Source organism: Corynebacterium sp. KPL2861, from assembly GCF_040225475.1.
Classification (GTDB): domain Bacteria; phylum Actinomycetota; class Actinomycetes; order Mycobacteriales; family Mycobacteriaceae; genus Corynebacterium.
On the sequence record NZ_JBEHFW010000009.1, the window covers coordinates 87,171 to 105,458 of the forward strand.

Consider the following 18,288-nt stretch of genomic DNA (forward strand, 5'->3'; position numbering starts at 1 on the left):
CGGTGCGGAGGATCCCTAGGCTGTTGGGTTTACTTACCCAACTTACGACGCTGCACGCGGGTGCGGCGCAGCATCTTGCGGTGCTTCTTCTTGGACATGCGCTTGCGGCGCTTCTTGATGACAGAACCCATAACAGGCGTCCTCACTTTCTTTTAGTACGTACTGTGAACCTGCCGGCGCCTGAAACGACAAAGGTGCACTCTTTGCCACCTTGGCCGCACATATGCGGGCCATCACGGCGAGCCGACACGAATGCGGTCTATCTTACCTAGTCCCCAGCGCGTCTCCAAAAGTGACCCCGATGGCGACGCCGGCAAAAGGGAGCGCGCGGGAAAACGCGACAGCGCCCACCACCGCTGACCAAGAGTGGCCAACAGAAGTGGGCGCTGCCTTAAAGGCGCGAGAACCTAAGCTCCGTAAACGGAGGCTTCGAGGTACTCGTTGACGGCGGACTCGTGAACGCGGAAAGAGCGTCCGACGCGCACAGCCGGCATTTCGCCTGCGTGAACCAAACGGTAGACAGTCATCTTAGAGACGCGCATGATTTCGGCGACCTCCGCGATCGTCAGAAAGGTTCCTTTTTCTTCATTTGCCATAATTATCTAACCCTTCAGCTCGTTACGCGCTGTAGGCTTCCCCTCCCACAGGACTTCACGCACGTGCTCGTCCCAGCCTATCGTGAAACATGTGACTAATGCGACCCAAGTGCCAAATTTTTTCACAGCAGTTGTTCAGTTCACCGTCATAAGCGCTGCGTAACAACCGCCCCATGGCTCCCGCACGGCCCCCAAGTGGTGCGAGGTAACTACACCCCCACCACGGGGAACGAGCCGCATTAGGCTGGCTCCTAGCCCAATTCCTTAGCCTTATCGGAGCATGCCTCGGCGGCGCGGTAGAAAGCGCCGCGCAGGCCGGACTCTTCCAGCTCGCGCACGGCCGCGGCGGTGGTGCCGCCTGGCGAGGTTACGCCTGCGCGCAGCTGCGTCGCCGAGCGGCCTGAGTTGGCCAGCATATCGCCGGCGCCGGCAGCCGCCTGTGCGGCGAGCTTTTCGGCGATATCGCGGGGTAGGCCGAGCTGCACTCCGGCATCGACAAGCGCCTCCGCCACGAGGAAGAAGTAGGCCGGGGAAGAACCAGCCAGCGCGGTGGCGGCGTCGATGTTCTTTTCCGGAATGACCGCGACCTCACCAACGGCCTCGAGCAGCTCCGTGACACCGTTCATCTGTGCCTCGGTCACGTGCTCACCGGCAGCACAGGTGCACATGCCGCGGCGCACCAGCATCGGCGTATTGGGCATGACGCGCACGACCGGCACGCCCTCGCCCGCGGCGGCCTGCAAGGCCTCCAGGGTCAGCCCAGCGGCCATAGAGACCACCACGGCGTCCTTGGCCGGGTTAATCTCACTCAGCAGGTCCAGGATGGCATAAGGCTTGACGGACGCGAAGATATAATCCGCGCCGTCGACCGCCGCGGCATTATCCGCCGAGACGTTAACGCCATAGTTGCTCTTGAGTTCTTCACCGCGGGAGGCGGTGCGGTTGGTCACCGTGATATCGGAAGCATTAAAACCCGATTCCACAAGACCCGAGGTCAAAGCCTCACCGATTTGTCCTCCACCTAAAATTGCAATCTTTGTCATAGTCTCCACCATGCCAAAAATAACGACACCCGGCTACCTCCATCTAGGAAGCAGCCGGGTGGTTCTCAGCCAGTCGCTGGTTTAAAGCATAACCAAAAGCAGTGGCCCAAAGGTCAATATGAGGCCGGTAATGCCCGCAAGGGACATGGAGAAGCCATCTCGGGCGGTGCGCAGCGCATGCGTAACGCCGGCCATAATTGCGGTCACGCAGAGCGCCAAGATGGCCACGACGACGCGCGGGAAGTTATCCCAAAGCACTTCAAAGCCCTTGAAGATGACGACCGCCAAGACGATCCCCACAACCACCATGATGACGATGGACATGGGGTTGAGCTTCTCGTGCTCTTCGGTGACTTCCTCGTCCCGCACCTGGGACAGCTCGCCGGTATCGTCGGATTTCTTCGCGGTCGCCGCAGGCTTCTGCGTTGGCGCGGCAGACTTGCCCTTGGTTCCAGCGTCCTTGGTGTCCTTAGCATCCTTGGCGCCTGCTGAGTTCTTCGCGTCGGCCTTCGCTCCCGCTGCGCTCGCTGCAGCAGCACCTGCACCGGCGGCAGCGCCAGCTGCTCCCGCCTTTTCCTTGGCGCTGGATTCAGCGGCGTCAGCAGCGTCCTTGCGCTTGTCCTGCGAGGACTGCGACTTATCGATGCGCTGCATCACCGCAGTGTCATCCGCGGACGGCTGATGAGGCTTCTTCTCAGCGTCCTTAGCGCTCGCCTTGTCCTCTGGCTCCGACTGCGCAGGCTTCTTTGCCGCCTGCGCGTTTGCCTTCTGTCCTGGGGCAGGCTTGGCCGTCGGCCGCGAGGCAGACCCCGCCGCAGGCTTGGGAGAAGCGGTCGGCTCACTCGGCTTCCCGTTCTGCTTCGGGGCCGGGGACGCGGTGGGGGTACCAGCGGAAGGCTTCTCGGCAGCCGGCTTAGGAGAGGCGGATTGGGACTGAGATTGCTTGCTTTGCGCAGGCTTGCCGATGCCCGCCTGCCCCGCGGCCGGCTTGCCTGCAGCGGGCTTGGACTCCGCGGACTTTGACTCGGCGGACTTGGCGCCAGCAGGCTTAGCACCGGCAGGATTGGACCCAGCTGGCTTGGAGCCGGTCGGCTGCGCCGTGGAATTATTCGCCGCGGTCTTTTTCTCAGCGGCGTTTTTCTCAGCGGCGTTTTTCTCAGCGGACTGTTCGTCCTTGGACTTCGGCGCGCGGATGACAGGGGCGTCATCGTCGATGGATACGTTGGTGTGCTTCGCCTCAGGCGGGGTGGACTTTACCTTCTTCAGGCTGCCGGTGAGCTCGGCAACGGATACGCCGCCCTCATCGAGGCTCCGCCGACGGCGGCGAGAGGTCTTCTCGTCTTTATCCGTGCGGTCCTTCTTATTGCGAGCCAGCAGCTCGGCCACGGTCAACTGTTTTTCGTCAGCCATGATCTCTTCCTATTCCAATCCCTTGTCGGTCCGGCGCAAAATAACACCTTCGCGCAGCGCCCATGGGCAGATTTCCAACTTCTCGATTCCAAGAGCTCGCATGCTTGCCTCGGCAACCAAAGCGCCGGCGACGATTTGGTGCGATCGGTTCGAACTTACACCCTCAAGGTCCGCTCTGTCTGCTGCAGTCATGCGCGTGATGAATGAAATCAACTGGCGCAGGCCCGGCGCGGTCAATGTGCGCTTGACGTATGGCCCTGCAGACGAGGGTGCCGCGCCGGTAAGGCGCGAGAGGGTACGGAAGGTTTTCGAGGTACCCACGGCCAGGCCGGCAGGACCCATCGCCTTCATCTGTGTGACGGCATCCTCGAGCTCCGCATCGATGAAATCGCGCAGCGCACTGACCTTCTTTTTCTCCGGCGGATCGGTATCGAACCAGTTGTGGGTAAGCCGCCCTGCGCCCAGATCAAGCGAGAAAGCCAAGTCAGGGTGTTCATCGGTACCGGTGGATAGCTCTAGGGAGCCGCCGCCGATATCCAGGTTGGTGATGCGTCCTGCGGACCAGCCGTACCAGCGGCGAGCAGCGAGGAAGGTGAGCTGCGCTTCCTCCACGCCTGAGAGGATCTGCAGGCGCACGCCGGTCTGCTTTTCCACCTCATCGAGTACCGCTTCAGAGTTAGGGGCAGAGCGGACCGCAGAGGTCGCGAAGGCAATAAATTCGGAGCACCCGAGTTTGTCACCCAGCTCGCTTGCCTCACCCACGGCGGAAACGAGCTTTTTCAAGCCCTTTTCGTGGATGTTTCCCTTCTTATCCAGCTGTTCTACCAGCCGGAGTGGGGTCTTCCAATCGCTCATCGGCGTAGGCCGTCCCCCCATTGCGGCATCGACCGCAACGAGGTGGACGGTATTACTTCCGACGTCTAATACACCTAATCGCACACCCATAGCGTAGTAGGTCTACCGTGGTTAGGTGTGAATCGCCCAAAATCTGACACCGTTTACCTAGGTTTTCCCGCGAGCTCGCCAGCGGCGGCATCGATTAAAGCCGGGCGCGAAGAGGCCCCAGATTTTCCGCGGGAGTGGTTCGAATTTACCAACCCAAATGACCCTTACCACGTCTTTTCCATCGATCTGACGTGGGTGGAATCGCACTACAGCTGCCAATTTGGCACGTCGGCGTGCAGGGGCATCGACAAGAGCCAGCCCGATGTGGGCTGCTGCGTGCACGGTGCATATATGGCCGATGAACAAGACCGGGACCAGCTTTACGATGCCGTCTCCCGCATGCCCGCGCGCTACTGGCAGCTGCGCCCAGCGGGGGTAGATGAGTTCCTGGCGCAAGAAAATACCGATGAGTTAGAGCCCTGGCTGGAATGGGACGAGCTCGATGGCGAGGACGGCGAACCGGAACCGGCATTGAAAACCCCCATCGTGGATGGTGCCTGCATCTTTGCCAACCGCACTGGTTGGGAAACCGGGACCGGCTGCGCGCTACACCAATGGGCCGTCGATAGCGGCGAGGAGCTGACCGTGGTCAAGCCGGAGGTGTGCTGGCAGCTGCCGCTGCGGCGTTACGAGGATTATGAAGAACGCCCCGATGGGCAAGAGATTTTGCGCACCACCATCGGCGAATATGACCGCCGCGGTTGGGGCAATGGCGGCGAAGACTTTGATTGGTACTGCTCTACCGATGGCGCCTGCCACGCCAACCCGCTGCCGATGTGGCAATCGCACGAGGACGAGCTCGTCGCGCTCATGGGGCGCGAAAGCTACGATATCTTGGCCGCACAGTGCCGGGCCCGCGCGGAGGCCGCCGAGCACGGCGTGCAGCTTACCCAGCACCCAGCCAGCATTAAGGCCGGCTGGTACTAGAGCTCAAATTTATAGCCCAGCCCGCGCACCGTCACCAGGTGCTTCGGGCGGGAGGGGTGCTCCTCAATCTTGGTGCGCAGGCGCTTGATGTGCACGTCTAGCGTCTTGGTATCGCCCACGTAATCCGCACCCCAAATGCGATCAATGAGCTGGCCACGGGTCAGCACGCGCCCGGCGTTTCGCAGGAGGTATTCCAGCAGGTCAAACTCCTTGAGCGGCATGGCCACCGGCTCGTCCGCCACGGTGACGATGTGGCGCTCCACATCCATCTTCACGCGGCCACCGGACAGGATCTGCTCGTCTTCTGCCTCGGCACCCTCCGCAGCGTCCGCGTGAGAGGAGTGATCGTTGCCGCGGCGCAGCACGGCGCGGATGCGGGCGATGAGCTCGCGGGAGGAATACGGCTTGGTGACGTAATCATCCGCACCCAGCTCTAGGCCCACGACCTTATCGATTTCCGCATCGCGCGCGGTCACCATAATGACCGGCACAGAGGAGGTGGCGCGCAGCTGCTTGCACACGTCGGTGCCAGACATGCCGGGCAGCATGAGGTCAAGCAGCACGATATCGATGTCATTATCGGCGAATTTCTCCAGCGCGGACGGGCCATCGAGGGCGATAATCGGCTCGAAGCCTTCCTTGCGGAGTAAAAATGCCAGCGGATCAGCCAGCGACTCTTCATCTTCCACGATGAGAATGGTGGTCATTGTGCTTTATCCTTTCGACGTGCTGCAACGCGTGCTACCGCACGCTGGAGCCCAGGAGCCGCCGCATCGACGGATTCCTTGTCTTCATTATCCTGCAAGTCAGCCTCGTGCGCTGGCTTTTCTTCCTTATATATGGGCAACTCGATGGTAAAAGTAGAGCCCGTGCCCGGGCGCGACCACAGCTTGATATTGCCCCCGTGGTTGGCCACCACGTGTTTGACAATTGCTAATCCTAGGCCAGTGCCTCCCGTCTGCCGCGACCGGGCTTGGTCTACGCGGAAAAAGCGCTCGAAGACGCGCTTTTGATGCTCCGGCGGGATGCCGATGCCACGGTCCGTGACGCGGATGAGCACGACGTCATCTCCCACCACTTTCTGCGAGACGGAGACCGGCAGTTCCTCTGGCGAATAATTAATCGCGTTAGAAATCAGGTTGGATAGCGCCGTTACCAAGAGGGAGTGGTCGCCCTTGACCTGCACGCCTTCTGAGGCTCCTCGAGTCAACCTTATAGAGCGCGCGTCCGCAGCAAGCTGATTGCGCGAAATCGCCTCATCAATGAGATCGTCCACGTAGAGCGGTTCCATCTCCGGCAGCGCTTCGGCACCTTGCAACTTGGACAGCGAAATGAGCTCGCTGACCATATCCGCCATGCGGTTGGCCTCTTTTTGCACCTTGGTGCCGAAGTACTTCACGTGCTCCGGATCCTCGGGGTCTTGGAGGAGGGCCTCGGCCAGCAGCGCGATGCCACCCACTGGGGTTTTCAACTCGTGGGAGACGTTGGCCACGAAATCGCGGCGCGCGGATTCCATGCGCACGTTTTCGCTCTCATCGGTGCCGTAGATGATGATAAAGCGGCCATCGTTTAGCGTCAGCGGCTTGATAACGGCCTTGATCTGCGTGACGCGGTGCCCGGTGCGGCGCTTAGGGATGGCCAGGTCCACGGTGCGGGTTTCCTTATCCTCAAAGACCTGCTCCGCGGTCTTCCAAATCTCCGGATTAACGGCGCGATCGTGGACCACGGACATCTCGTGCGCCGCGGGATTGGACAGGATGATTTCCTGATTTCTATCGAGCACCGTCAGCGCCGTGGGAGAGCCTTGAACCGCAAGATGCAGGCCTTGGCTCACGGTAGTGACCTGGTTTGCCTGGGCATCGCTGGCGCGATGGCGGCGTGCCATGCGCTCGCGCACCCGGGAAATTAATGGCAGCGCCACCGCGCAGGCGAGCACCCCCGCGAGAAAGACAAAAATTAATTCCACGTCTTTAAGCCTAACCATTAGAAAGTCCCCAGGGAGCACCTCCCCAGGGACTTATATGCAGCGGTAGGTTACTTGCCACCCTGCGCGGCGACGGCAGCGGCCCCGGCCTCGGCGGCCTCTGGGTCCAGGTAGGTGCCGCCGGAGTTGACCACGGAGCCATCCTCCGCAATCTCGTAGACCAGCGGGATACCGGTCGGAATATTCAGCCCGGCGATGTCATCATCGGAAATGCCATCGAGGTGCTTGACCAACGCGCGCAGGGAGTTGCCGTGCGCTGCGATCATGACGGACTCGCCCTTCTTAGCCCGCGGCAGGATCTCTTCCTCGAAGTAGGGCACGAAGCGCTCGACGACGTCCTTCAGGCACTCCGTCTGTGGGACCTTGTCCAAGTCCGCGTAGCGGGGGTCGTTGGCCTGGGAGTACTCGGCGTCATCGGCAAGCTCGGGCGGGCGCGTGTCATAGGAACGGCGCCATGCCATGAACTGGTCCTCGCCATATTCTTCCTTGGTCTCAGCCTTGTTCAGGCCCTGCAGCGCACCGTAGTGGCGCTCATTGAGGCGCCAGTTGCGGATGACCGGGATCCAGTGGCGGTCGGCCGCGTCCAGCGCGATATTGGCGGTGCGGATGGCGCGGCGCAGCAACGAGGTGTACAGCACGTTGGGCAGGATGCCTTCTTGCGCGAGCAGCTCGCCGCCGCGCTTGGCCTCTGCCTCGCCCTTTTCTGTCAGATCAACATCGACCCAACCGGTAAATTGGTTGGATTCATTCCAGGTGGATTGGCCGTGACGAAGAAGAATCAGTTTTCCGTTAGTCATGCCTCCAGCATGCCACGAAACCGCCCGGCGCGTCAGTGAAGCTAATCTCCCATCGCCCGGCGTTGGTGGCAGTCAGGCACGGGAATCTGCTGGGCTTCGGCATAAATCTCCGTCAACTCTCGGGCCGTATTGGTCCAGCTAAAGCGCGCGGCATGCGCGACGGCGGCCTCGCCCATGGCGATGCGCCGGGCGTCATCATCAAGCAGCTGGCTCAAGGAATCCGCCCACTCCTGCGGGTCGTGGGACGGTACCAGCAGGCCGGTCTCACCATCGACGACGGCGATGGGCAACCCACCCACGGCCGCAGCGACGACCGGCGTGCCAGAAGCCTGGGCCTCGAGCGCCACCAGGCCAAAGGACTCGTTGTAGCTGGGCACCGCCACAATATCGGCGGCGCGGTACACGCCCACCAGCTCTTCGGGCGGGCGGGGGCCTAAAAAGCGCACGCGCTTTTCGACGCCCAACTCCCGCGCCAGTTCCCTATACGCCTCCGGTGAGGCATTGGCTCCAGATGGTCCACCGCAGATGAGCACCCGAAAATCGCGGGTGGGCTCACGGCGGCAGAGCTCCGCGGCGGTGCGGATGAGCACCTCCGGCCCCTTGAATTTCTGCAGGCGCCCCACAAAGGCCACGACCTTAGTGTGCAACGGGATACCCAGCTCACGGCGGGAACGCTCCGTATTGCGGTCGGTGCCGGGGGTAAAAAGCCCCACGTCCGCGCCTGGTGAAACCACGCGGATAATGTCGCGCTCGGCATCGTAGTGCTCGGCCAGGTCACGGGCTTCCTGATCGGTATTGACCACGAGGAGATCGGCATTATCTACCAGTTGCTGTTCGCAGATGCGCCGCGCCTCTGATTCCACGGTGTCCTCGGCGGTGCGGTAGGCGTTTTTCACCGCGGCCAAGGTGTGGGCGGTATGAACAAGGGGGATGCCCCATAGATCGCGCAGCAGCCACCCCACCTGGCCGGAAAGCCAGTAGTGGGAATGAATGAGATCATATTTTTTGCCCTGCCATTTAGCGAATTGCATCACTCCGCCGGAAAAGGCCGCGAGCTGGGTGGGCAGATCTTCCTTTTCTAGTCCCTCAAAGGGGCCTGCCACGATGTTAATCACCCGCAAGTTGGGGGCCACGTCCACGATTTCTTTGTGGCTGGGGCGGGTAGCGCGGGTATAGACATCCACCTCGACGCCAAGCTGGGCTAATTGGCAGGCAATATTTAAAACGTAGACGTTCATTCCGCCGGCATCCCCGGAGCCAGGCTGCTCAATGGGGGAGGTATGCATAGAAATCATGGCGATGCGCATGTTGTCCCATTTTAGCGGCGCTATACTGGCCCCTGCCAACAACCTACGCTACCGAAAGGTCACGCATTGTCCGCTTATGAATCAAAGGCATGGCTCCAGTATTACCCGGAGTGGACGCCGCACAGCCTCGAATACGGCAACACCACCCTGTTAGACCTGTATGACAATAACCTCGAGGTCAATGGCGATAAGTCAGCCACGTATTTCTTTGGGCGTACCCAAAACTATTCCGAGCTGGACCGCCAAGTGCGCGCCGCCGCTGCGGGACTTAAGGCCTTCGGCGTGCGCCCCGGTGACCGCGTAGCCATCGTCGCCCCCAATAGCCCGCAGTACATCGCGGCCTTTTACGCCATTTTGAAACTCGGCGCCCAGGTAGTGCTACACAACCCGCTTTATACCGCCCACGAGTTGGAAGGCCTGTTCCAAGACCACGGCGCGCGCATCGCCATCGCCTGGGACAAGGCCGCCCCCACCCTGGAGAAGCTGCGGGCTACCACCAACCTGGAAACGGTCGTGTCCATCAACATGATCAACGCCATGCCCACCCTGCAGCGCGCCGCGCTGCGCTTGCCGCTTCCCCCGCTCAAGGCCAAGCGCGAGCAGCTTTCTGCCCCCGCGCCAAATACCGTGCCGTGGGAGGCGCTGATTGGTGATGCCATCGGTGGCAACGGCAGCGATATCAAAACGCCGGAGGACATTGATAAGGACACCATCGCGCTGGTGATGTACACCTCCGGCACCACCGGCGCACCCAAGGGTGCGATGCTTTCGCACGGCAACCTCGTGTCCAACCTACTCCAGGGCAAGGCCTGGGTTCCGGGCTTGGGCGATAAGCCAGAGCGCATGCTCGCCGCCCTGCCCTTCTTCCACGCGTACGGCCTGACCATGAACGTCACCTTGGCCCAGCTCATCGGCGGAGAATTGGTCATCTTGCCCGTGCCGCAGATCCCGCTCATCATGCAGCTGATGAAGAAGCACACCCCGACCTGGGTCCCGGGCGTTCCTACCTTGTACGAGCGCATCGTCAAGGCCGCCGAGGAGCAAGAGGTTCCCATCAAGGGCGTGCGCGCAGCTTTCTCCGGCGCATCCACCCTGCCTTCTGAGACCGTTAATAAGTGGGAACACTCCACCGGCGGCTTGCTCGTAGAGGGCTACGGCCTAACCGAATGCTCGCCGATTATCGTGGGCAACCCCATGAGCACCGACCGCCGCCCCGGCTACGTGGGCATTCCCTTCCCGGATACCGAGGTGCGCATCGCCAACCCCGATAACCTGGATGAAACCCAGCCGGACGGCGTTGAGGGCGAAGTGCTGGCCCGCGGCCCGCAGATTTTCAAGGGCTACCTCAATAACCAGGAAGCCACCGATGCCGCCTTCCACGGTGACTGGTTCCGCACCGGTGACATGGGCATCATGGAAGAAGACGGCTTCATCCGCCTGGTCAGCCGCATCAAGGAAATCATCATCACCGGCGGCTTCAACGTCTACCCGGGCGAGGTCGAAGAAATCCTGCGCGAGCACCCCAGCGTCGACGACGCCGCCGTGGTGGGCCGCCCGCGCGAGGACGGCTCCGAAGACGTCGTTGCCTGCCTCGATCTTGCCGATGGCGCCGCGCTCGACCCTGAAGGCCTCAAGGAGTACTGCCGCGAGCGCTTGACCCGCTACAAGGTCCCGCGCACCTTCTACCACTTCGAGGAACTGGCCAAGGACCAGATGGGCAAGATCCGCCGCCGCGAGGTACAAGAAGACCTCATCAACCGCCTCGAAGCAGAGAAGAACTCCTAAAACACCTAGAGTTCCCACCACCATGCTGCGCACCATCGATACCCCTATCGGCCCGCTGCTGCTCACCGCAGATGCAGACGGGCTGTCCCGCGTTGAATTCGTTACGGTCCAGTTGGGCCGCAACGGAACAGGCAGAGGTCGCGACGGAACAAGCAAGGACCGCAACGAGGTCAGTGGCGGGGACAATGGGGGCATCGACAAGCGCGGTGCAGGCATCTTAGACGCAACACAGGAACAGCTCGCGGAGTATTTCGCTGGGCACCGCCGCGAATTCGACCTGCCACTTAACCCGGCACCGACGACCGAATTTCGCGCCCAAATTCACGCGCAGCTAGACACCATTGGCTACGGCGAGGTCTCAAGCTATGGCGAGCTCGCCGCCGCCGCGGGGCGCCCCGCTGCTACCCGGGCGGTCGGCACCGCCTGCGGCGCCAATCCCCTGCCGATCATTCGGCCCTGTCACCGCGTGCTGCGCGGCGATGGAACGCTTGGCGGTTATGCCGGCGGCCTCGATATCAAGCGTTTTTTGCTGACACTCGAAGAAAACTAGAGGATTTCCTCATGTTCTGGGTATACTCGCCCTTTGTAATATTTTTCTTTAGCAAACGAAAGGGTAGCGCGTGTCTACATACGAATCCCGGGCCTGGATTAAGCACTACAGCGACTGGACCCCCGCCGCGCTGGATTACGGCGATAAAACCATCGTTGACTACTACGTCAACAACCTCCGCATCAATGCGAATAAGTCCGCTACCTACTTCTTCGGTAATACGCAGAACTACGCGGAATTAGACGCACAGGTGCGCGCCGCCGCAGCGGGCCTTAAGGCCTTTGGCATCCGGCCTGGCGATAGGGTCGCCATCGTCATGCCCAACTGCCCCCAACACGTCGTGGCGTTTTATGCCGTCCAGTTGCTGGGGGCCACCGCGGTGGAGCACAACCCCCTCTACACCGCCCACGAGCTCGAGGGGCTTTTCCAGGACCACGGTGCGCGCGTGGCCATCGCGTGGGATAAGACGGCTCCGACGCTGAATAAGCTGCGCGCCACCACCCCGCTAGAGACCATCGTCTCCGTCAACATGATCGACGCGATGCCGCCGCTAAAGCGCCTCGCGCTCCGGATTCCCCTGCCACCGCTGGCCGCCAAGCGCGAGCAGTTGACCGGCGCGGCCCCGAATACCGTGGCCTGGTCCACGCTTATCGGTTCTGCCATCGGCGGTGACGGCAAGGACCTCGAGATTGCCAAGGTCACGCAGGACGATATCGCGCTTATCCTCTACACCTCCGGCACCACCGGAAAACCCAAGGGCGCGCTGCTTTCGCACGGCAACCTCATCAACAACTGCGTGCAGGGCGAGGCCTGGCTGCCGAATATGGATACCACCGAGCAGCGCTTCCTCGCCGCCTTGCCACTCTTCCACGCCTACGGCATGACCACGTTGTGCGTGCTCAGCATCTACTTCGGCGCCGAGCTCATCTTGGTTCCGTCCCCGCAGATGCCGCTCATCATGGACATCGTTAAGAAGCACACCCCCACCTGGCTGCCGGGCGTGCCTACGCTGTACGAGAAGATAATGGACGCCGCCGAGGACAAGGGCGTGGATCTCACCGGCATCAGCAATGCCTTCTCTGGCGCCGCTACCCTGCCGGTTGATGTGATGGAGCGCTGGGAATCCATGACCGGCGGCCGCCTCGTAGAAGGCTTTGGCATGACGGAGACCTCACCCGTTCTCATTGGCAACCCCATGAACGGCAACCGTCGCCCGGGCTATGTGGGCCTGCCCTTCCCCGATACCGAGGTGCGCATTGGCAATCCGGATAATCTCGATGAAACCCAGCCGGATGGCGAGCCGGGAGAGATGCTGGCTCGCGGGCCGCAGATCTTCCAGGGCTATTTCAATAACGAAAAGGCCACCGAGGAGTCCTTCCACAACGGTTGGTTCCGCACCGGCGATATGGCCACCATGGATGAGGACGGCTGGGTCAAGCTGGTCAGCCGCATCAAGGAAATCATCATCACCGGCGGTTTTAATGTCTACCCGGCCGAGGTCGAAGAAGTGGTGCGCAAGCACCCAGACGTCAAGGAGGTCGCCGTGGTGGGACGCCCGCGCAAGGATGGCTCCGAGGACGTCGTCGCCTGCGTCATCCTGCGCGATGGCGCCGTCCTGGACCCAGAAGGCCTCAAGGAGTACTGCCGCGAACGCCTGACCCGCTACAAGGTTCCGCGCACCTTCTACCACTTTGAGGAGCTGGCTTCGGACCAGCTGGGCAAGGTCCGCCGCCGCATGGTACAGCAGGATCTCCTCGATCTCCTCAAGCAGAAGGCTTAGTATTAACCACCATGTCAGACCTCGAGTACGACGCCACGCTGACGGATTTCCTCGCCACCGTCGTAGCCAACTTCCCCCAACGTCCCGCCACCTATTTCGGCGGCGAGACCTTAAGCTACGCGGAGCTTGATACCCGCATCGCCGCTGCCGCCGGCGCCCTACGGGAGATGGGAATCCGCCCCGGCGACCGAGTAGCGCTGATCTTGCCCAACTCCCCGCAGCACCTCATTGCCTTTTTCGCGGTGCTGCGCCTAGGCGCGGTCGTGGTCGAACATAACCCTCAGTACACCGCCCACGAGCTGGCCCCGCTCTTTGCCCACCACGGCGCCCGCATCGCCCTGGTCTGGGATGAGGTCGCTGCCGTGGTCGATGGCCTGGCCAGCACGGTGATCCCCGTGTCCTTGGAGGAGCCCTTTCCCCTCTCCGGTGCCCCGGTTCCGCACCGCCAGGCCGCGCTTGCCGATGCCGCCCTCATCCTCTACACCTCCGGCACCACCGGCCAGCCCAAGGGCGTGGTGCTCACGCACGGCAACCTCGCCGCGAACTGTATCCAATTGGAAGCCCAGGCCGATCTGCGCCCGGGCCACGAGCGTTTCCTCGCCACGCTGCCGATGTTCCACTCTTATGGATTGACCATGAGCGTCTTGCTCGCGGTGCGCTGTGCCGCCGAGATCATCCTGCTGCCCGCCCCGCGCCCAGCGGCCGTGGTCAGCGCCTTGGCACAGCGCCGCCCGACGTGGATGCCGGGTGTGCCCACCATTTATGAGCGCGCCATGGGCGAGCTGGCGGCAGAATCTGCCTCCGGGGTGGCCGCTGAGCAGGCCGCCGAGCAGGCTGCAGACCTGGGCGGGGTGCGCTACGCCATTTCCGGGGCGGCATCGCTGCCCGCGCGCATCATCGAGCCCTGGCAGGACCGCACCGGCGGCATGCTCGTCGAGGGCTACGGGCTCACCGAGGCCTCCCCCGTGCTGACCATTAACCCGCTTGGTGAGGGTCGGCGCGTGGGGACCATCGGCAAGCCACTTGCCGATACCGACCTGCGCATCGGGGATCCCGCTGACCTTGACCGCAGCCAACCCGATGGAACCCCCGGTGAGATTCTTGCCCGCGGGCCCCAGGTTTTTGGAGGCTACCTCAATAATCCCGCCGCCACGCAGGAGGCATTCCACGGCGATTGGCTGCGCACCGGCGATATGGGGGTGCGCGAGGCCGATGGCCATTTCCGGCTGGTGGGCCGGATTAAAGAGGTCATCATCACCGGTGGCTTTAACGTCTTTCCCAGCGAGGTGGAACATGCATTGTTGAGCCACCCCGCGATAAGCCAAGCCGCGGTGGCCGGCGTCCCGCGCGCCGATGGTTCCGAGGATGTCGCCGCCTGCCTGGTGCTCCGCCCCGGCGCCACCTTCGACGCGGAAGCGCTGCGCGAGCACTGCCGCGGCCTCTTGGCGCGCTATAAGGTCCCGCGCCATTTCGTGGTGCAAGAAGAATTGCCCACCGATCAGCTAGGCAAGCTGCGCCGCCGCCAGGTACAGGAAATCTTGGTGGCGGAAGTGTCCTCCCGCTAATCCTCGGCAGCGGTGGTGTCCCGGCGCGGGCTACGTCCCGGTGGGAGCTACTCCCCGATGAGGGGCTACTGCCCGCCGCGGGCGGCACCTGCAAAGATGCGCCCCGAGCGTTCTTCTAGTTTCTTCTTCGCCCGAACCTGCTGCTGCGCCGCGAATTCGGAGCGCGGTGGGGCTTGAATATAGCGCTCTGCGTGCAATCCAAGTTGCAGCTCCTTGGCGCGCAGGACCTCCGCATCGATCTTGATGCCCAAGATCAGCATCGTATTAGACAGCCAAACGGTCATAAATACCGCCATGACCGTACCGAATGCCCCGTAAATGCTCACCCCTGCCAGGTACTTGATGTAGAGGGAAAATGCGCCCCACACCACCAGGTTCGTCACTAGCGCTACCACCGAGCCCAAGGTGATCCAGCGAAAACGGCTGGGCCGAACGTTCGGTGCAAAGTGGTACCACACGGCAATAAGCGCCAGCGCCACCACGACAGTTATGGGAAAGCGCAGCCAATTCCACACCGGCATAAAAATGCCACCGAAAAAATCCACGGTCTCGTGCAACCCTAGGCGGAGTGCCACGGGTTCGATGACGCTGTCCACGACGGTATCGCGCAATAAATTGGCGCACAGCACCACCACCGCGCCGATGACGAGGACCACGGTAATGGCCCACATCAACGCCCATGTGCGGATGGTGCCGCGTCCCTCCACCCGGCCGTAGACAGTATTGGCGGTGCGCGAGAAGGCACGCACATACGCCGAAGCGGCGAAGAGTGAAATCAGGACGGAGACCACCAACGCAAACGTGCCCTCCCTTGTGGATCCGATAATGGAGCTGACGATGTTGCCGGCCTCCTCCGCCATGGAACGGGGCACGTACGTATCGATAAACTGCGCGGTCAGCGCCTCCACTTCGCCCTGGCGCGAGGAAAAGACCAGCGTGGCAATGGAATACGCCGCCAGGACGGTGGGCGCGAAGGCCATAAGGGTGAAGTAGGTCATCGCGGCTGCGCGGTCCATTAAGGCATCGTGGAAGAAATCGGCCCACACGCGTCGCATCACCAAGCCCCAGCTGTCCTTGCGCAGGCGGTTGCCGCGCGCCCACGGATCAACATCGGCGGCGGGGCTTTCCACGGTGACCAGGGTGGTAACGGTGCTTGGCACGATCTTTTGCTGTAGGGCAGTCTGCTTCCGGGCTTGCTTGCTGCCGGTTGCGGGGGCATCGTCCAAGGCACTCATAGTTACGCAGCGTATGCGGCCTAAGAATCTATTCTGTGAAGTGACACTCGCAGCGATTAGGCTGGGGAGTATGACTGAACAGAACCAAGAAAAGATTAACGTCAAGTCCTTCGAGCTCGACCACCGCCTCGTCAGCGCGCCTTATATCCGCGTGGCTGACCGCACCGATTTGGGCGGCGGCGTCGAGATTATCAAGTATGACCTGCGCTTCTGCCAGCCCAATAAGGAGCACTTGGACACGGAGGCGCTGCACTCCGTGGAGCACATGATGGCCAACTTTATGCGCAACTACACCGATAAGCTCATCGGCTTTGCCCCTATGGGCTGCCGCACCGGCTTCTACGCCATCACCAACGGCATGGAGCAGGATGAATTGCTGCGCGCCGTTGAGGGTGCGCTGAACGATATCCTCACCGCCACCGAGGTTCCCGCCGCCAACGAAGAGCAGTGCGGTTGGGGCGCGCACCACAGCTTGAAGGGCGCGCAGGATGCGGCCCGCAAGTTCTTGGACGCCAAGCCGGAGTGGCTCGAGGTTATGGCTGCCTAGGAGCCCGCAAGCAACACTTCCGTCCAAAACAACCGCGTTTCGCCACAAATGAGGGCGAATTTTAGAAGAACGCGGTTGTTTTGGACGTTTTTATGTGAGCGCAGGCCTAAAACCCGCGCGAACCTAGTGTCTGCGGCCCCGTCGCGCCGAGAGGCGCGGCCTAGTCCTCGTCCATGGATAGGCCCAGCCACACGGGCTCGGGCACGAGCTCGACGCCGAAGGCTTCGCAGACGCCATCGCGAATAGTGCGAGCCAGCGCGACGATATCGGCGGCGGTCGCGGTGCCGCGGTTAGTCAGCGCCAGGGTGTGCTTGGTGGATAGCGTTGCCGGTCCTGAGCCGGGGTAGCCCTTTGTGAAGCCGGCGTTATCGATAAGCCAGGCGGCCGAAAGCTTCTCGTGCGGGGACGGTTCGCCCTGTGCGGTGGCGGGGTGGCGGGGCATGCGGTCGGCGGGGGCATCGCCAAGCGTGGCGCGCACCTTGTCCTGGATGGCGTCGGCGACGCTGGATTCGACCACGGGGTTGGTGAAGAAAGAGCCGGCGGACCAGGTGTCATGGTCGGCGGCATCGAGCACCATGCCCTTGCCGCGGCGCAGCGCGAGGACCTCCTCGCGGACTTGGGCAACGGGGCGGCGCTCGCCGGGGGCATCGGTAAGCTGCCCAAAGCGCAGGGGGCGAGAGAGCCCATCCGTGGTCAATTGCAATTCGACCTCGAGTACCACCGCGCGGCCGGTGAATTTCAGGTTGGAGTAACGGTAGGCCAGATCGAGATCGGAGACGGGAACCCACTCATCGGCATCGGTGCGCAGGTTATACAGGCGCACGCGGGTCAAGACCTCAGAAATCTCGGCGCCATAGGCACCCACGTTTTGCACGGGCACCGCGCCCACCGTGCCGGGGATGCCGGACAGGCACTCGATGCCGCCCAGGGACTGCGTCACGGATTCCGCCACGACCTCGTCCCATACCGCACCGGCTTGGGCGCGCACGAGGCCAGTTTCGGTATCCATGTCCACCGCGGCAAAGTCGAGGACGACGGCGACCACGTCTACCTCACCATCAGAAACCAGCAGGTTGGAGCCGCCGCCAACCACAATGAAAGGAACTTTTTCTTTCTCGAGGTACCGCAGTGCCGCAACTGCCGCTTCAGGCAGCGAGCAACGCAACGTGACCCGTGGCTTTCCCCCCACGCGCAAGGTGGTGAGATCGGCAAAGCTCGCCGTGGGATCCACGTCTACGCCGTCGATTGCTGTGAGTTGTTGCGTCAAAAATTTATCAAGCACGTATACCAAGGTAGTCTGTTAAGCATGTCAACTCGTAGTGAAAACACCGTAACCATCAATCAGCCTATCGACATGGTTCACAAGGCGCTGCTCACCCAGGGGTACTGGGAGTACATCGTGGCAAACCTTTCCCCGGAGGCAGGCCAGGTTCACGATTTCTCCGATAACGTAGCAACGCTCTACGAGGTCCTGCCGACCACCCTTTTGCCAGAGGCAGTGCGCGCCATGGTCTCGCAGGACCTCAAGGTCAAGCGCGTGGTCACCGTGGGCGAGCTCAACGGCCAGGCCGCTGACGTCAACTACACCGCTGACGTCAAGGGCACCCCGGTGGACTTCAAGGGCGATATTTCCCTGGCCGGCGAGGGTGAGATGACCAAGCTGACCTACACCAACGAGATTTCCGTCAAGATCCCGATGATGGGCGCAGCCATCGAGCCGAAGGTGGGCGAATCCCTCTCGGAGCTCTTTGATAACGAGGGCAAGCTCACCGAACAGTGGATCTCTGAAAACTCCTAAGGCACTCCCAACCTTAGAA

The 18,288-nt window shown here is 62.0% G+C and carries 18 protein-coding genes; 7 read left to right on the forward strand and 11 right to left on the reverse strand.

The genetic code is table 11. The annotated features are described in order from the left end of the window. Nucleotides 1-29 precede the first annotated feature (29 nt). From ABRP84_RS08670 to ABRP84_RS08690, 5 genes are all read right to left on the reverse strand, one after another. Nucleotides 30-131, reverse strand: a complete 102-nt coding sequence (locus tag ABRP84_RS08670; protein WP_003855542.1) for a 30S ribosomal protein bS22 — start codon at nt 129-131, stop codon at nt 30-32. Between the two features lie 276 nt (nt 132-407). Beyond that, the gene (locus tag ABRP84_RS08675; protein ID WP_005276651.1) at nt 408-596 is read right to left on the reverse strand and encodes a helix-turn-helix domain-containing protein; all 189 of its coding nucleotides are present in this window, start codon (nt 594-596) and stop codon (nt 408-410) included. 251 nt (nt 597-847) lie between these two features. Continuing rightward, nucleotides 848-1,639, reverse strand: coding sequence for a pyrroline-5-carboxylate reductase (gene proC, locus ABRP84_RS08680; RefSeq protein ID WP_023025097.1), 792 nt, complete (start codon nt 1,637-1,639; stop codon nt 848-850). Between the two features lie 81 nt (nt 1,640-1,720). Continuing rightward, nucleotides 1,721-3,049 carry an Rv0497 family membrane protein gene (locus ABRP84_RS08685; protein ID WP_349853375.1) on the reverse strand — a complete coding sequence of 443 codons (1,329 nt, stop codon included), beginning with the start codon at nt 3,047-3,049 and terminating at the stop codon, nt 1,721-1,723. 9 nt (nt 3,050-3,058) lie between these two features. After that, nucleotides 3,059-3,988, reverse strand: coding sequence for a Ppx/GppA family phosphatase (locus tag ABRP84_RS08690; protein WP_349853376.1), 930 nt, complete (start codon nt 3,986-3,988; stop codon nt 3,059-3,061). Between the two features lie 33 nt (nt 3,989-4,021). Here ABRP84_RS08690 and ABRP84_RS08695 point away from each other — a divergent pair, with 33 nt between their 5' ends. Then, nucleotides 4,022-4,921, forward strand: coding sequence for a DUF3109 family protein (locus ABRP84_RS08695; RefSeq protein ID WP_349853378.1), 900 nt, complete (start codon nt 4,022-4,024; stop codon nt 4,919-4,921). Here ABRP84_RS08695 and ABRP84_RS08700 read toward each other — a convergent pair. The 4 genes from ABRP84_RS08700 to mshA all read right to left on the reverse strand — a co-directional run bounded on the left by ABRP84_RS08700 (nt 4,918) and on the right by mshA (nt 9,009). After that, on the reverse strand, nt 4,918-5,628 hold the full coding sequence (locus ABRP84_RS08700; RefSeq protein WP_349853379.1) for a response regulator transcription factor: 711 nt from the start codon (nt 5,626-5,628) through the stop codon (nt 4,918-4,920). The genes ABRP84_RS08695 and ABRP84_RS08700 overlap by 4 nt on opposite strands. After that, nucleotides 5,625-6,887: a sensor histidine kinase gene (locus ABRP84_RS08705; RefSeq protein ID WP_411702844.1), complete on the reverse strand. Its 1,263-nt coding sequence runs from the start codon at nt 6,885-6,887 to the stop codon at nt 5,625-5,627. Before ABRP84_RS08705 ends, ABRP84_RS08700 begins: the two co-directional genes overlap by 4 nt. A 68-nt stretch (nt 6,888-6,955) precedes the next feature. Next, a complete protein-coding gene (locus ABRP84_RS08710; protein ID WP_349853382.1) occupies nt 6,956-7,702 on the reverse strand; it encodes a phosphoglyceromutase in 747 nt (248 codons plus the stop codon). A gap of 41 nt (nt 7,703-7,743) precedes the next feature. Then, the gene (gene mshA, locus ABRP84_RS08715) at nt 7,744-9,009 is read right to left on the reverse strand and encodes a D-inositol-3-phosphate glycosyltransferase (RefSeq protein WP_349853384.1); all 1,266 of its coding nucleotides are present in this window, start codon (nt 9,007-9,009) and stop codon (nt 7,744-7,746) included. Nucleotides 9,010-9,075: 66 nt separating this feature from the next. Here mshA and ABRP84_RS08720 point away from each other — a divergent pair, with 66 nt between their 5' ends. The 4 genes from ABRP84_RS08720 (at nt 9,076) to ABRP84_RS08735 (ending at nt 14,689) form a co-directional block, all read left to right on the forward strand. Beyond that, nucleotides 9,076-10,794 carry a long-chain-fatty-acid--CoA ligase gene (locus ABRP84_RS08720; RefSeq protein WP_349853385.1) on the forward strand — a complete coding sequence of 573 codons (1,719 nt, stop codon included), beginning with the start codon at nt 9,076-9,078 and terminating at the stop codon, nt 10,792-10,794. Between the two features lie 22 nt (nt 10,795-10,816). Further along, the gene (locus ABRP84_RS08725; RefSeq protein ID WP_349853386.1) at nt 10,817-11,344 is read left to right on the forward strand and encodes a methylated-DNA--[protein]-cysteine S-methyltransferase; all 528 of its coding nucleotides are present in this window, start codon (nt 10,817-10,819) and stop codon (nt 11,342-11,344) included. 70 nt (nt 11,345-11,414) lie between these two features. After that, the gene (locus tag ABRP84_RS08730) at nt 11,415-13,124 is read left to right on the forward strand and encodes a long-chain-fatty-acid--CoA ligase (protein WP_349853388.1); all 1,710 of its coding nucleotides are present in this window, start codon (nt 11,415-11,417) and stop codon (nt 13,122-13,124) included. Nucleotides 13,125-13,135: 11 nt separating this feature from the next. Next, a complete protein-coding gene (locus ABRP84_RS08735) occupies nt 13,136-14,689 on the forward strand; it encodes an AMP-binding protein (RefSeq protein ID WP_349853390.1) in 1,554 nt (517 codons plus the stop codon). A 65-nt stretch (nt 14,690-14,754) separates the two neighbouring features. Here ABRP84_RS08735 and ABRP84_RS08740 read toward each other — a convergent pair whose 3' ends face one another. Then, nucleotides 14,755-15,924: a YihY/virulence factor BrkB family protein gene (locus ABRP84_RS08740; protein ID WP_349853392.1), complete on the reverse strand. Its 1,170-nt coding sequence runs from the start codon at nt 15,922-15,924 to the stop codon at nt 14,755-14,757. Nucleotides 15,925-15,994: 70 nt separating this feature from the next. On the opposite strand from ABRP84_RS08740, the gene ABRP84_RS08745 reads away from it, so the two are divergent. Further along, entirely contained in the window at nt 15,995-16,471 is a 477-nt protein-coding gene (locus tag ABRP84_RS08745) for an S-ribosylhomocysteine lyase (protein WP_023025084.1), read from the forward strand. 160 nt (nt 16,472-16,631) lie between these two features. Here the strand turns inward: ABRP84_RS08745 and ABRP84_RS08750 are convergent, their stop codons facing one another. After that, on the reverse strand, nt 16,632-17,753 hold the full coding sequence (locus tag ABRP84_RS08750; protein WP_349853393.1) for a UDP-N-acetylmuramate dehydrogenase: 1,122 nt from the start codon (nt 17,751-17,753) through the stop codon (nt 16,632-16,634). 24 nt (nt 17,754-17,777) lie between these two features. Between ABRP84_RS08750 and ABRP84_RS08755 the strand changes: the two genes are divergently transcribed. After that, nucleotides 17,778-18,269: a DUF2505 domain-containing protein gene (locus tag ABRP84_RS08755; protein WP_284853626.1), complete on the forward strand. Its 492-nt coding sequence runs from the start codon at nt 17,778-17,780 to the stop codon at nt 18,267-18,269. The last annotated feature ends 19 nt before the right edge of the window (nt 18,270-18,288 follow it).

What these genes read in the sequence shown, in the direction of transcription:
- ABRP84_RS08710 (WP_349853382.1), bottom strand. Translation starts at nt 7,702, where the DNA reads ATGACTAACGGAAAACTGATTCTTCTTCGTCACGGCCAATCCACCTGG.
- ABRP84_RS08700 (WP_349853379.1), bottom strand. Translation starts at nt 5,628, where the DNA reads ATGACCACCATTCTCATCGTGGAAGATGAAGAGTCGCTGGCTGATCCG.
- ABRP84_RS08745 (WP_023025084.1), top strand. Translation starts at nt 15,995, where the DNA reads ATGACTGAACAGAACCAAGAAAAGATTAACGTCAAGTCCTTCGAGCTC.
- ABRP84_RS08755 (WP_284853626.1), top strand. Translation starts at nt 17,778, where the DNA reads ATGTCAACTCGTAGTGAAAACACCGTAACCATCAATCAGCCTATCGAC.
- mshA (WP_349853384.1), bottom strand. Translation starts at nt 9,009, where the DNA reads ATGCGCATCGCCATGATTTCTATGCATACCTCCCCCATTGAGCAGCCT.
- ABRP84_RS08675 (WP_005276651.1), bottom strand. Translation starts at nt 596, where the DNA reads ATGGCAAATGAAGAAAAAGGAACCTTTCTGACGATCGCGGAGGTCGCC.
- ABRP84_RS08735 (WP_349853390.1), top strand. Translation starts at nt 13,136, where the DNA reads ATGTCAGACCTCGAGTACGACGCCACGCTGACGGATTTCCTCGCCACC.
- ABRP84_RS08740 (WP_349853392.1), bottom strand. Translation starts at nt 15,924, where the DNA reads ATGAGTGCCTTGGACGATGCCCCCGCAACCGGCAGCAAGCAAGCCCGG.
- proC (WP_023025097.1), bottom strand. Translation starts at nt 1,639, where the DNA reads ATGACAAAGATTGCAATTTTAGGTGGAGGACAAATCGGTGAGGCTTTG.
- ABRP84_RS08685 (WP_349853375.1), bottom strand. Translation starts at nt 3,049, where the DNA reads ATGGCTGACGAAAAACAGTTGACCGTGGCCGAGCTGCTGGCTCGCAAT.
- ABRP84_RS08725 (WP_349853386.1), top strand. Translation starts at nt 10,817, where the DNA reads ATGCTGCGCACCATCGATACCCCTATCGGCCCGCTGCTGCTCACCGCA.
- ABRP84_RS08670 (WP_003855542.1), bottom strand. Translation starts at nt 131, where the DNA reads ATGGGTTCTGTCATCAAGAAGCGCCGCAAGCGCATGTCCAAGAAGAAG.